Here is a 13,567-nt window from a genome sequence, read left to right as displayed (position 1 = left end):
TCCCAACCCGCCATCGACAAGGAGATGCCCATGTTTCGCTCCGCCCTCAAGCCCAGCCACACGGCAGCATTGGCCGCCTTGGCCACGGCCGCGACGCTGTTCGCACCCGCCAGCCACGCCGCGCCCGCTGCACCGCCGGTGTACGTGCACATGAACGGCGCGAATATGTTTCTGGAAAACGTGGTGGCTGTGCGCCCCGGGCAGAAAGTGGTGTTCGTCGACGAGGACACCGGGCCGCACACCATCATCGGCTACAACCCGCTGACCGGCAAGACCAGCACGCGCTTCAACGGGGCGGTGCAGGGCACGCCGGGGCCGGGGCATCCGGTGAGCACCTACACCATTTCCTTCCCGAAAACCGGCCTGCAGTTTTACTACTGCTCGGTGCACGCCGAACTGGTGAAGGAGCCTGGCGGGCGTACCGTGCCGAAAAAGCGCCCCACGGTGCACGGCTTTGGCGACCCGATGGCCGGGCTCATCATCGTCACCACCGATCGCCGCCTGTTGGCTGAAAACCCACCGACCTCGCGCGAAAAAATCCTGCCCAACTACTTCGGCGGCTGATCACGCCACGGTGAACTGCCCCATCATGCCGTTGTCCTCGTGTTCGAGGATGTGGCAGTGGAACATGAAGGGGTGGGCATCACCCGCAGGTTGATCGAAGCGGGCGATCAGCCGCACGGTCTCGCCATGGCGCACCAGCACCGTGTCCTTCCAGCCGGCCTCGTGCGCGGGCGGGGTGCTGCCGTTGCGGCTCAGGATCTGGAAAGAGGTGCTGTGGTAGTGAAACGGATGGGCCATATGCCCCTGGTTGACCACTTCCCAAATCTCGGTGGCGCCTAGACGCAGCCGCTGGTCGATGCGCGTCATCTCCATATGGTGGTGGTTGATGGAAAACAGCTTCTCGCCACCCACGCCGAGGCTCATGCCGCCAGGGCCAGAGTCCTTGGCTGAACGCATACCACCCATGCCGCCCATGCCGCCCATCATGTTGCCCGACATGCCTTGCAAGGTGAAGCGACGCACCGGGGCATCGGCCTTGAGCACCGGAAGATCCACCATGCGCGCTGGCAACTGACCGCCCGTGCCCGCGGGCGTTCCGACGCGCAGTTCCAGCAGATCGAAGCCGTGGTGGTCAAAGGCGTCGGCATCCATTGGCATGCTGCTCAGGCCCGGCACTACGGCACCCGAATCGCTGCGCAGCACCAGCCGCTTGCCCTGCTCGCGGCGCAGATCGACCAGAATTTCGACACGCTCGCTCGGCGCCAGCAACAGGCTGTGCACCGCCACCGGGCGCGGCAACAATCCGGCGTCGGTGGCGATGACGTGAAACGCCCGACCATCGGCAAACGCCAGGTTGAACAGCCGCGCATTGGCCGCATTGAGCACCCGCAGCCGCACCCATTGCGCCGGGGCGTTCCAGTAAGGCTGCTCGCGGCCATTGACCAGAAAGCGGTCGCCCTTCATGCCCATGCGGTCCATCATGTCGGTCATGTAGAGCAGGCGGCCGTCCGCCGCCAAGCGCCGGTCCTGCAGGATGAGCGGCATGTCGTCCACACCATAGGTTTGCGGCAGGCCCAGATACCCGTCGGCAGGATCGTCCACCAGCAGCATGCCGCCCAGGCCGGCATAGACATGCGGGCCGGTGCGGGTGTCGGGGTGCGGGTGGTACCACAGCGTACCTGCTGGCTGTTGCAGGGTGAACTCCACACGGCGCCGCTCGCCCGGCGCGATGATGCTCTGCGGCCCGCCGTCCATGTCGCCCGGCACATGAGCCCCATGCCAGTGGGTGGTGGTGGACTGATCGAGCGCGTTGTGCAAGTCGATGCGTACCGCCTTGCCTCGCGGCACGCGCAGCGTGGGGCCGAGCACCGCGCCGTTATAGCCCCAGGTGGGCGTGAGCAGACCGACCGCCAGCATGCTGCTGCCCGCGCCCATGCGCAGGGCATAGTGCAACACACCGTCTTGCTGCTGACCGCGCAGTTCGGGAGGTACCCACAGCGCACGGCTGAACACCCCGGCGCGGGGTGCCGACGTGGGCTGTCGGCCCATGCCCATGCCGGGCATCGCGCCCATGCCTTGCATGCCCATCATGCCGCTCATGTCTGCGGCGCCTGCCGGTGCGGCCGCCGCGATGCCCAGCGCGCCGAGCGCCTGCAGGATGCCGCGGCGTTGCGGCGACTGCACAGTGGACGGCGCGTTCTTCTTGCCTCGGGTTGTTGCGTCTGACATGACTTGCCTACTTTGTTGATGTTTTTGCTACCGACTATATGCAAACCGGGGCTCGAGCGACGTGAGCAAATGTATGAGGACGTTGCTAAGCGTGCGCTCATTTCACAGGCCGACACTCCTTCCATCGCAAACGGTTTGCGATCGCCGCGCAGCAAGCGGTGTTTCGCTCGCAAGAGTTTTTGAAGGAGTTTGATCATGCAACAACGCAACAAAGCCGCTTTTCTGTTCGCCAGTGCGCTGGCTCTCGGTCTGGCTGGCGCCGCCGGTTCGGCCTACGCCATGGACGGCGCGCAGTACAGCAAGGAAGCCAAGGTGACGCTCGAAGAAGCCCGCGCCATCGCGCTCAAGACCATCCCCGGTGCGACCATCACCGACCAGGAGTTGGAGAAGGAAAAGGGCGGCAGCGGCCTGCGCTATTCCTTCGACTTGAAGGTGGGCCAGACCGAGCATGAAGTCGGCGTGGACGCGCAGACCGGTGCCGTGCTCGAAAACAGCGTCGAAGGCCCCAACGCGGACTGAGAAACAGTGAACAAATCCGCCACTGCCGCTCATGCCGCGCAGGCGGCTCCACTCGGCGTTGCAAATGCTTTGTGTGCCTACGGGCACGCATGCGCTTTGCGCCTTGATTGGCGCCGCCTGCGCAACCTGCTCGGGCGCACCGGATTCATTCACTGCTTTTGAGCGCCCCCAGGGCTGGGCTGTGCCCAGCCCGCCCCCCGAGGGGGTCAAGGAAACTTGGGGCGGCCCTGCGTTTCCTTGAGAGCCTCACGGGAGCCTTTCGCGCGGGCTCTATGTCTGCGCTAAGACAGGCCTCCTAGATTGTTCACCGCGTCTTCAGCGACGCGGTTTTTGCATCATCCATTCAGGGAGTTTCATCATGTCCATTCGCAAATCCATTCTCGTCATCGCCGCCCTCGCCGCGGCCGCCGCCGGGGTCAGCGCTTTCGCCGCAGGTGGCTCGGGCAACGATGCCCGCATCATCCCCAACGCCAAGGTCAGCCTGAGCCAGGCCGTCACCGCCGCAGAGCAGCATGTCGGCGGCACGGCGTCCAAGGCCGAAGTCGAGACCCATGCCGGCAAGCCGGTGTACGACGTCGAGGTCGTCAAGGGCCCACAAGTGTTCGATGTCAAAATCAGTCCCGACCAGGGCACAGTCATCGCCGCGGTGGCCGACAAGGCTGACCACGACGATCACGACCACCAGGACTGACATCCTCTGCCCTCCCCGTCAGCATTGGCGGGGAGGCTCTGCCTGCCCGTATTGACACTCTCGTTCACAGCCCTCAGCCGCCATGCTCCACCTCCCCGCCGTCTGGAATGACATCAACCTCGGTCTCTACAGCCATTGGGCTGCAAGCGGCGATGCCGGGGCAGGCAGGGTGGATGCAGCGCTGTTCTTCGCCGAATTCGCCATTTATGCCGCGCCGCTGCTGCTGGTCTGGGGCTGGCTGCGTCGCCCCGAGTCGCAGCGGCTACCCCTGTTGCAGGCGGCAGTGGCCGCGCTCCTGGCGCTGGGTCTCAATCAGATCGTCGGCCTGATGATTTTCGAGCCCCGGCCCTTCGCCGTCGGTCTGGGCCCCGCATTGTTGGCGCACGCAACCGACAGCGGTCTGCCGAGCGACCATCTCACCGTGATGTGGGCCGTGGCCTTCAGCCTGCTGCTGACACCCGCCTGGCGCCCTGCCGGTCTGGCGCTTGCGCTCATCGGCCTGCCGATGGCCTGGGCGCGGGTCTATCTGGGCGTGCACTGGCCGCTGGACATGGCAGCCGCCGCGCTGAGCGCCCTCGTGGCCGCGCTGGCCGTGCATGCTGCCCGCGGCTTGCTGCTGCAACCGGCCATGCCGATGCTCGGTCGTCTGTACCGAAAGCTGTTCGCACCGGCCATACGCCACGGCTGGGCACTGCGTTGATTGCCATGACCTCGAATCTGCCTTCGTCCCTGCGCCGCACCGTGCTGCTGGTCGGCCTGTTGCTGGGTGGCTGCGCCAGTTACCACGCCGAACCTCTGCCCACCGCGCCGCATCTGGCGGAGTCGGTGCAGGGCTTGCAGGTGGCGCGCAGCCGTATCGCCCTGCCCGCCTTGGCGCATTACGACTTCGATCCGGCCAAACCGCTCGACGCCACCGGGCTGGCCATTCTCGCTGTGCTCAACAATCCGCAGCTCAAGGCCGAGCGCGCCAAGGTCGGCGTGGCCCGCGCGCAGGCCTTCGATGCCGGGCTCTTGCCCGATCCTCAGCTCAGCCTGACACGCGACTTCCCCGGCAACAGTGCGGGCGCCACGACCTCGGCCTACAACCTCGGCCTGGCCTACGACATCGCCGCGCTCATCACCCACCATGCCGCTCAAAGCGCCGCGCAGCATGCCGCCACGCAGGTGAATCTGCAGGTGCTGTGGGCCGAGTGGCAGACCGTGGCGCAGGCCCGCCTGCTCTATACCCAGATCACCGGCAACGCCGCGCGCCTGGCGCTGCTGGAGCAGGAACGCCGCCTGTTCGAACAACGGCTGCAGCGCAGTCAGGCGGCACTTCAGGCCGGCAATGTCACCCGCCTCGATGTGGATGCCCAGCTCGTGCCGCTGCAGTCGCTCACCCAGACCATCCAGGGCATCCAGCGCCAGCAGCTCGGGCTGCAGTCGCAACTCCACGCTCTGCTCGGCCTGCAGGCCGACGTGCCTCTGCCGTTGGCCCCGGCCACACCACAGCCGGTGCCCGATGCGGCGCAGGTGGACGCGGCACTGCGAAACCTGCCGCACATCCGCCCCGACCTGATGGCGCTGCAGGCCGGCTACAGCGCGCAGGAGCAGAAGGTGTGGCAGGCGGTGCTGGGGCAGTTCCCGGCGTTCAACCTCGGCTTCACCCGCGCCAGAGATACCGCAGGCGTCAACACCATCGGCTTCGGCGTGAGCATCAGTCTGCCGCTGTTCAACCGCAATCAGGGCGTGATCGCCACGCAGCGCGCCACCCGCACGCAACTGCGCGCCGACTACCGTGCGAGGCTCGACCAGGCCGACGCCGATGTGCGGCGCTCGCAAGCCGACCTTGCCTTGCTGCGACAGCAACGGCAGACCCTGTTGGCCGCGCTGCCCGCGCTGGAAGCCGCGCAGGCCGCAGCCGAGCAGGCGCTGCAGCAGAGCGGCATGACGCTTCTCGAATACATCAACCAGCGCACCGCCGTGCTCGACCAGCGCCTGGCGCTGCAGGCCAACGCACAACAGACCGAAGAACAGGTGCTGGCCCTGCAGCTTCTCACGGGCCTTGGCCCCTACCAATCTGCGCCCACACCCGAAACCACCGCATCGCCATGACCCGTCTGCTCACCCTTCGCCTCCTTCTGCTCTCGATCGCGCTGGCATCGGCCTGCGCTGTCGCACCTTCGGTGCACGCAGCCGATACCGCACCGTCGGCGCTGGTCGAAGTCGCCCCGCTGCATCGGGGCCAGCTCGCCGACGTCGCCCAGGCGCTGGGCACGGTTCAGGCAGCGAGCAGCCAGACGCTAGCCGTCACCTTTCCCCGCCCGGTGCAGGTGCTCGGGGTTGAGGTGCGCGCCGGGCAGGCGGTGCGTCGTGGCCAGACGCTGCTGCGGGTGCAGGGCGCTCCTGGCAGCGACGTCACCTATGTCCAGGCGCAAAACGCCGTGAGCTTCGCCCAGTCCGAGCTGCAAAGACTCGAACAGCTGCAAGCCCAGCAACTCGCCACCCGCTCCCAGGTGGACGCCGCGCGCAAGGCCCTGGCCGATGCCCAGGCCCAGCTCGCCGCAGCTCGCGCCCAAGGGCTGAACGGCGGTGCTTCCAGCTATGTCGCGCCGTTCGACGGCCTGGTCACTGCGGTGCAGACGCAGACCGGCGCCCAGCTTCCCGCAGGCAGCGCGGCGCTGCTGCTGGCGCCGGCCAACCGTCTGCAGGCGGTGGTCGGTGTGCTGCCCGAGCAGGCGCGCATGCTGCGCCCGGGCATGACGGCCAAGGTGCAGGCGGTGTTCGACCCCGACCAGTCGGCGCAGGCCACGGTGCTCGCCGCAGCCGGCATGGTCAACCCGGCGACCGGGCGCGTGGACCTGACCCTTGCGCTGCCGCCCCAGCCCTGGCTGCTGCCCGGACTGGCGATAAGCGCCGATCTGCCGCTGCGCGTCTGGAGCGGGTGGGTGGTGCCGCGCAACGCCGTGCTGCGTGACGACCGCGGCCAGGCCTACGTGTTTCAGGACGATCACGGTCGCGCCCGCCGCGTGAATGTGAACGTCGAAATCGACCAGGGCGAATCGAGCGGCCTTGATGGCCCGCTCGACCCTGCGCTGCCATTGGTGGTGCTGGGCAATTACGAACTGGAAAACGGCATGGCGCTGCGCACCGCGACGAAAGGTGCGCGATGAGCGAGTCCAGGTCCACCCCCCGAACCGACGAGACCAGAGCTTCCACGCTTTCGACCTGGCTCCAGCAACACCGCCGCTCGGTGCTGTTTCTGCTCGCGCTGCTTGCTGCCGGAGGCATTCTGGCGGCGTTCAAGCTGCCCGTGGGTCTGTTTCCCAATGTGAGCTTTCCACGGGTGGTGGTGGCGGTCGACGCCGGGGTGCGGCCCACGCGCGAGATGGTGCTGCAAGTGACGCAGCCGCTGGAAGAAGCCATCCGCCGCGTGCCCGGCGTGGTGACGCTGCGCTCCAAGACCAGCCGCGGCGCCACCGACATCGACGTCACCTTCCACTGGGGCACCGACATGAACCTCGCCGCGGTGCAGGTGAACGAGGCGGCCAACCAGGTGCTGCCGCAGTTGCCCCCGGGCACCAGCATCCGCAGCAAGCGCATGGACCCGACGGTCGATCCCATCATCGCCTACAGCCTCACCTCCTCCAGCCTGAACCCGGTGCAGCTCTACGACCTGGCGCAGTTCCAGCTCCGCCCGCTTCTCTCCAGCGTGGACGGCGTGGGCCGGGTGCAGGTGCAGGGCGGCCAGCAGGAGGAATATCACGTCATCGTCGATCCGGCCAAACTGCAGACGCTAGGCCTGAGCATGGGCGATGTGGAACGCGCGTTGGCGCAAGGCAACCAGGTGCATGCCGTAGGCCGCCTGCAAGACCGCTACAAACTGCTGCTGGCGCTGGCCGACTCGCGCCTGCACGATGCGCGGCAGATCGGCGCCCTGGTGCTGAAGGCCACGCCCAGCGGCGTGGTGCGGCTGGGCGACGTGGCCACTGTGTCGCGCAGCGTGGTGCCGCAGTGGACCACCGTCACTGCCGACGGCAAGCCCGCCGTGCTGCTCAACATCTATCAGCAACCCGGCGGCAACAGCGTGAAAATCGCTGGCGAGGTGCGTCAACTGCTGTCCACGTACAAGCTGCCGCCGGGTGTGAAGCTGGCCAACTGGTACGACCAGAGCACGCTGGTGGTCGATTCCGCCGCCAGCGTGCGCGATGCCATCCTCATCGGCGTGGTGCTGGCCGGGCTGGTGCTGCTGCTCTTTTTGCGCAGCCTGAAAATCACCCTGATCGCCATGATCACCGTGCCTGCGGTGCTTGCTGCTACGGTGGTGCTGCTCTATGCCCTGGGCATGAGCTTCAACATCATGACCCTGGGCGGCATGGCCGCCGCCGTGGGTCTGGTGATCGACGATGCGATCGTGATGAGCGAGCACATCGTGCGTCGGCTCGGCGAGGGCCGACGCGGCGCGAACGATGGCGCCGACCAGCATGGAGGCGTAATGCACGCCGCCATGGAGTTTTTCCGCCCGCTGGCCGGCTCCAGCGCCTCCACCGTGGTGATCTTCGTGCCGTTGGCGTTTCTCTCCGGCGTCACCGGGGCCTTCTTCAAGGCCCTGGCGCTCACCATGGCCGCGGCGCTGGTGATCTCGTTCTTCGTCTCCTGGCTGGCGGTGCCGCTGCTGGCCGACAAGCTGCTGACCCCACGCGACATCGCCCGCGAACATGCGCGCGAGCACGGCCGCGTGCTCGCCGCATTGCAGCGCGGCTACGCCCGGCTGCTGCCGCGGCTGCTGCGCCAGCCGCTGCTGGTCTTGCCGGGCCTTGCGCCGCTGCTGCTGGCGGGCTGGCTGGCGTATCACGCCGTGGGCAGCGGCTTTCTGCCCAGCATGGACGAAGGCGGCTTCGTGCTCGATTACCGCACTCCCAGCGGCACCTCGCTGGCTGAGACCGACCGTCTGCTGGCGCAGGTGGAGCACATCCTCGCCACCACGCCACAGGTGCAGACCTGGTCGCGCCGCACCGGCCTGCAACTCGGTGGTGGCATCACCCACGCCAACGAAGGCGACTTTTTCGTGCGCCTGAAACCGCCGCCACGCGAACCCATCTGGCAGGTCATGGACCAGGTGCGCAGCCGCATCGAAGCCGAAGTGCCGGGCATCAACATCGACACCGCGCAGCTCATGCAGGACCTGATCGGCGACCTCACCGCCGTGCCGCAGCCGGTGGAGATCAAGATTTTCGATGACAACCCGGCTCAGCTTGCGGCCCTGGCGCACAAGACGGCAGCGGCCATTGCCAAGGTGCCGGGCATCGTCGAGGTGCGCAGCGGTATCCGCGTGGCCGGCGACGCCCTCGACATCCAACTCGACCCCACGCGCATGGCACTGCTCGGCGTGGACGCGCAGCAGGTGCAGGGCCAGCTCGCCGCACTGATCGGAGGACGGGTGAGCACGCAGATCGAGCAGGGGCCGAAGATGGTCGGCGTGCGCGTATGGGACAGCCCCAGTCTGCGCCAGACCCCGCAGGACATCGCCCGGCTGCCGCTGCGGGCGCCCAGCGGGCGGGTGTTCCAGCTAGGCGAGGTGGCGCGCATCGACGTGCTCACCGGCCAGCCCGAAATCATCCGCGAAAACCTGAAGCGCATGGCTGCGGTGACCGCCCGCATCAGCGGCGCCGACCTCGGCGGCACCGTGGCCGCGGTCAAGCGGGTGATCGACGCGCCCGGCTTCTACCCCGCCGGGGTCTATATCCAGCTCGGCGGCCTCTACAAGCAGCAGCAAATCGCCTTCAAAGGGCTTTTGCAGGTGCTCGCCGCCGCGGTGCTGCTGGTGTTTTTGCTGCTGCTGTTTCTGTACGAGCGCTTCAAGGTAGCGCTGGCGATTCTGGCCATGCCGCTGCTGGCCCTGCCCGCGGTGTTCGTCGGCCTGTGGGTGGCCGGGCTCGAACTCAACATCTCGGCCATGATGGGCATGACCATGATCGTGGGCATCGTCACTGAAGTCGCCATTTTCTATTTCAGCGAGGTGCAGGAACTGCTGCGTGCCGACCCTGCGCTGCCGTTGCCTTCAGCTCTGGCTCAGGCCGGGGTCAATCGCCTGCGGCCCATCGCCATGACCACGCTGGCAGCCATTCTCACCCTGTTGCCCCTGGCCTTCGCCATCGGTCAGGGCTCGGCCATGCAGCAGCCGCTGGCGGTGGCCATCATCGCTGGGCTGGCGGTACAGCTGCCCTTGGTGCTGCTGGTCATGCCGGTGCTGTTCGTCTTGCTGCGCGGCAGTCTGGCGCAAGACAATACCGTATCTAAGGCAACCGGAATCGACGATGCGCATCCTGCTGGTTGAAGACGATCACATGCTGGGAGCTGCCACCCGCGAAGCGCTGCGCGACGCCGCGCATGCGGTGGACTGGGTACTCGACGGCGCCTCAGCGATGGCGGCCGCGCAGGGCGGCGAATACGAGCTGATGCTGCTCGATCTGGGCCTGCCCAAACGCGATGGTCTGTCGGTGCTGCAGTCGCTGCGGCAAGGCGGCAGCAACATGCCCATTCTCATTCTCACCGCGCGCGACGGCCTCGAAGACCGGGTGCGCGGCCTCGACCTGGGTGCCGACGACTATCTCGTCAAGCCCTTCGAGAGCGCCGAACTGCTCGCCCGCATCCGCGCCGTGGCGCGGCGTCAGGGCGGGCAGGCGCAGCCGGTGCTGACCAACGGCGTGCTCGAGCTCGACCCGGTCACCCGCGAAGTGCGCTTCCAAAACCAGACGCAGCGCCTGACCGCGCGCGAATACGCTCTGCTCCACGCCCTGCTGCTGCGCCCCGGTGCCATCCTGTCGCGCAGCGAACTCGAAGACCGCATCTACGGCTGGAACGAGGAGGTGGAGAGCAACGCGGTGGAATTCCTCATCCACAGCCTGCGCAAGAAGCTCGCGCCCGAGGTCATCAAAAACGTGCGGGGGGTCGGCTGGCTGGTCCCTCGCGCAGAAAGCACCAGCAAGGCATGAAGCCTATTGCCGCCCTGCGCCACTGGGCCGCGCAATCGTTGCTGCGCAGGCTGTGGCTGTGGATGACCGTCAGCGTGGTGGTGGTGGGTCTGGGCACGACGGCGCTGTCGTACTTCTTCGCCTATCAGGAGGCCAATGAGCTGCAGGACGCGCAACTGCGGCAGATCGCCAGCCTGGTGCACCGCTGGGGCGGCCTGCCGACCGTCGCGCTCGACCCGGCAGGCGCCGACGTGGACCCAGACGCCCGCGTCGTGGTGCAGAAGCTCGGAGCGCCCATCGGCGCGCACGGCCTGCAACTCCCCGCCGGTCTGCAGGACGGCATGCATGTGGTGGAAAGCGGCGGTCATGCCTGGCGGGTGTTCGTGCGCGAGGGCGCGCAAGGCCGCATCGCCGTGGCGCAGCGCACCGATCTACGCACCGATGCCGCCATCGACAGCGCCCAGCGCACCCTGTTTCCGCTGCTCGCCCTCATTCCGCTGCTGGCGTTGTTGTCGGCTTGGGTGGTGAAACGCGCGCTGCGTCCGCTGCGCAACATGTCGCAGAGCGTAGACGCGCGCAGCGAGGCCGAGCTGCATCCACTGCCCGAGCAGGACGTGCCGAAGGAAGTGCTGCCCTTCGTGCGCTCGATCAATCGCCTGCTCGGCCGCCTGGCCGCAGCGATGGAGCAGCAGCGCCGCTTCGTTGCCGACGCCGCGCACGAACTGCGCACGCCGATTGCCGTGCTCAGCATGCAGGTGGACAACCTCAAGCCGCTGCAACTCGACCCGCAGGCGCGCGAACGCATCGGCGCGCTGCAGCAAGGCCTGCGCCGCGCTCGCGCCGTGGTCGAACAGTTGCTCAGTCTGGCGCGCTCACAGGGTGAACAGGCGCTGCAACGCCAGCGCATCGACCCGGCGCAGGTGGTGCGCGAAGTCATCACCGATCTGCTGCCGCTGGCCGAGAGCCGAGGCATCGACCTTGGCATCGACCATGCCGATGCCGTGCAGATGCTGACCGACCCGGCCCAGCTCTACACCCTGCTGCGCAACGCCACCGACAACGCGCTGCGCTACACACCGCCCGGCGCGCGGGTGGACCTGCGGGTCATCAGAAGCGCAGACAGCGTAGTAATCGAAGTGCAGGACAGCGGCCCGGGCATCCCGCCCGATCAGCTCGAGCGGGTGTTCGAGCCCTTCGTGCGCCTTCCGGGCGCCGAGGGCGAAGGCAGCGGCCTGGGTCTGTCCATCATCCGCCAGATCGCACAGCGGCTGGGAGGCAGCGTGTCGCTCGCCAACGCGCCCGAGGGCGGGCTGATTCTGCGTTACACGCAAACGCTCAACGCGGCCAGATCAGGCTGAAGTCGAAAGCGATGCGGCATTTGCTCAGTTCAAAACTCACCGTTTCATCCACCGCATCGGCGAGCTTGACGTAGCGCCCCTCGCGCAGGTGAAAGACCTTGCAGACGCGGTCTTCCACGTTCACCATGACGTAGTAGCGCACCCCCTCGGTCTCGTAGATGGTGAACTTGGCGTTCTGGTCCTTGAACGCGGTGGACTTGGAGAGAATCTCGAACACCAGTTCCGGCGCACGGGTGAGGTAAGCGCCCTCCACCGGATGGCAGACGACCAGGTTGTCCGGTTGCACCACGGTATCGTCGCTGATGCGCCAGTCCACCGGCAGCAGGGCGCGGCATTCGGGGCAATCGCTAAGAACGTTTTCCAGCTGCCAGGCAATCTTGTTGCTCACCGCCTGGTGCGACAGCGACGGCGCCGGCGACATGGCATGCGCCGTGCCGCCGATCAGCTCCCAGCGACCTTCCCACAGCTTGTAGTCGTCATAGGTGTAGTGCGGCGGGTCGAAGGCGTAGGCTCTGGACATCGAGTGCTCCTTGTTGCAGGTCGATCTTAACGCCGCAGCGGCGCCATCATCACACCGGCTGCACCCGGTACATCTTGGCCGAAGCGCCGTCGGAAATGAGGTAGAGCGCGCCGTCGGGTCCCTCGCGCACGTCGCGGATGCGCTCGCCCAGATCGGCCAGCAGGGCCTCGCGCGCCACCACCCGGTCGCCATCGAGTTGCAGTCGCCACAGCGCCTGACCCGCCAGTGCGCCCACGAACAGATTGCCGCGCCACGACGGAAACAGACTGCCGGTGTAAAACGCCATGCCGCAGGGGGCGATGGAAGTCGGCACCCAGTACGTCACCGGCTGCTCCATGCCGGGCGCGCTGGTCGCGCCGCCCACCGGCGGGCAGTTGCCCACCGGGGCACCGTATTCGCAGCCATAGGAAATCTTCGGCCAGCCGTAGTTGCGACCGGCGCGGGTGATGTTGACCTCGTCTCCGCCCTGCGGGCCGTGCTCGTGGGTCCACAGTTCGCCCGTCACCGGGTGCAGCGCCGCGCCCTGCACATTGCGGTGGCCGTAGCTCCAGATCTCCTCGCGAACCCCGGCGCGGCCGACGAAGGGATTGTCCGGCGGCACGCTGCCGTCAGACCGGATGCGCACCACCTTGCCGAGGGTGTTGGAGAGATCCTGCGCGGCGTCGCGCTGGCTGTAACGGTCGCCCAGGGTGACGAACAGCGTGCCGTCCGGCGCGAACACCAGCCGAGAACCGAAATGCGCCGTGCTGTCGATCTTGGGCGTCTGGCGGAAAATCACCTGCACATCAGTCAGGCTCGCCCCGTCGGCCGACAACACGCCGCGGGCCACGGCCGTGCCATTGCGCCCGGCATCAGCGCCGCTGCCCGCCTCGGCATAGCTGAGGTAGACGCGGCGGTTGCTGGCGAAGGCCGGGTCGAGCGCCACATCGAGCAGCCCGCCCTGCCCCCGGGCGTCCACTGCAGGCACGCCACGGATGGGCGCCGACGCCTTGCCGTCCATCGACACGATGCGCAGCGCCCCGGTGCGTTCGGTCACCAGCATGCGGCCATCGGGCAGGAAGACCAAAGCCCAGGGGCGCGACAGACCGCTGGCGACGATGCTGACCGTGAGCTTCACCCTGGGCTGGGTATCGGCCGACAACGGACCCGATGCCGCGCCTGCGGGGCTCTCGCCCAAAACCAGCACCGCCCCGCCGCCACAGGCGGCAAGCGCCGTGCTGCCCAGGCCCGCGCCGAGCCAGCGCAGGGTCTGTCGGCGCGGAGGGTTTGCGGGGTGGTTCGAGGTTGGCATGGT

At 67.5% G+C, this 13,567-nt stretch carries 12 protein-coding genes; 9 read left to right on the top strand and 3 right to left on the bottom strand.

Annotation, left to right across the window (positions count from 1 at the left end):
* Positions 1–30: 30 nt before the first annotated feature.
* A complete protein-coding gene (locus ASC45_RS06310) occupies positions 31–564 on the top strand; it encodes a cupredoxin domain-containing protein (RefSeq protein ID WP_245609970.1) in 534 nt (177 codons plus the stop codon).
* On the opposite strand, the gene ASC45_RS06305 is transcribed toward ASC45_RS06310, so the two are convergent.
* Positions 565–2,232: a multicopper oxidase family protein gene (locus ASC45_RS06305; RefSeq protein WP_055450198.1), complete on the bottom strand. Its 1,668-nt coding sequence runs from the start codon at positions 2,230–2,232 to the stop codon at positions 565–567. It lies immediately after the preceding gene.
* A 195-nt stretch (positions 2,233–2,427) separates the two neighbouring features.
* On the opposite strand from ASC45_RS06305, the gene ASC45_RS06300 reads away from it, so the two are divergent.
* From ASC45_RS06300 to ASC45_RS06265, 8 genes are all read left to right on the top strand, one after another.
* On the top strand, positions 2,428–2,751 hold the full coding sequence (locus tag ASC45_RS06300; RefSeq protein ID WP_055450404.1) for a PepSY domain-containing protein: 324 nt from the start codon (positions 2,428–2,430) through the stop codon (positions 2,749–2,751).
* A 358-nt stretch (positions 2,752–3,109) separates the two neighbouring features.
* Positions 3,110–3,442: a PepSY domain-containing protein gene (locus ASC45_RS06295; RefSeq protein WP_055450197.1), complete on the top strand. Its 333-nt coding sequence runs from the start codon at positions 3,110–3,112 to the stop codon at positions 3,440–3,442.
* An 82-nt stretch (positions 3,443–3,524) separates the two neighbouring features.
* Positions 3,525–4,142: an undecaprenyl-diphosphatase gene (locus ASC45_RS06290; RefSeq protein WP_055450196.1), complete on the top strand. Its 618-nt coding sequence runs from the start codon at positions 3,525–3,527 to the stop codon at positions 4,140–4,142.
* 5 nt (positions 4,143–4,147) lie between these two features.
* Positions 4,148–5,536, top strand: a complete 1,389-nt coding sequence (locus ASC45_RS06285) for a TolC family protein (RefSeq protein ID WP_055450195.1) — start codon at positions 4,148–4,150, stop codon at positions 5,534–5,536.
* Positions 5,533–6,594, top strand: coding sequence for an efflux RND transporter periplasmic adaptor subunit (locus ASC45_RS06280; RefSeq protein ID WP_055450194.1), 1,062 nt, complete (start codon positions 5,533–5,535; stop codon positions 6,592–6,594). The genes ASC45_RS06285 and ASC45_RS06280 overlap by 4 nt, the downstream gene beginning before the upstream one ends.
* The gene (locus ASC45_RS06275) at positions 6,591–9,758 is read left to right on the top strand and encodes an efflux RND transporter permease subunit (protein ID WP_055450193.1); all 3,168 of its coding nucleotides are present in this window, start codon (positions 6,591–6,593) and stop codon (positions 9,756–9,758) included. The genes ASC45_RS06280 and ASC45_RS06275 overlap by 4 nt, the downstream gene beginning before the upstream one ends.
* Positions 9,739–10,416, top strand: a complete 678-nt coding sequence (locus tag ASC45_RS06270; protein ID WP_055450192.1) for a response regulator transcription factor — start codon at positions 9,739–9,741, stop codon at positions 10,414–10,416. Before ASC45_RS06275 ends, ASC45_RS06270 begins: the two co-directional genes overlap by 20 nt.
* Positions 10,413–11,753, top strand: coding sequence for an ATP-binding protein (locus ASC45_RS06265; protein WP_055450191.1), 1,341 nt, complete (start codon positions 10,413–10,415; stop codon positions 11,751–11,753). Before ASC45_RS06270 ends, ASC45_RS06265 begins: the two co-directional genes overlap by 4 nt.
* On the opposite strand, the gene ASC45_RS06260 is transcribed toward ASC45_RS06265, so the two are convergent.
* Together ASC45_RS06260 and ASC45_RS06255 are read right to left on the bottom strand one after the other, a co-directional pair.
* Complete coding sequence (locus ASC45_RS06260; protein ID WP_055450190.1) at positions 11,731–12,273, bottom strand: Uma2 family endonuclease; 543 nt, start codon at positions 12,271–12,273, stop codon at positions 11,731–11,733. The two genes, ASC45_RS06265 and ASC45_RS06260, sit on opposite strands and share 23 nt — an antisense overlap.
* 49 nt (positions 12,274–12,322) lie before the next feature.
* Positions 12,323–13,564, bottom strand: coding sequence for a PQQ-dependent sugar dehydrogenase (locus ASC45_RS06255; protein WP_055450189.1), 1,242 nt, complete (start codon positions 13,562–13,564; stop codon positions 12,323–12,325).
* Positions 13,565–13,567 lie beyond the last annotated feature (3 nt).

Source organism: Thiomonas bhubaneswarensis, assembly GCF_001418255.1.
Classification (GTDB): Bacteria; Pseudomonadota; Gammaproteobacteria; order Burkholderiales; family Burkholderiaceae_C; genus Thiomonas; species Thiomonas bhubaneswarensis.
This window is presented reverse-complemented; position numbering and strand designations above follow the sequence as displayed.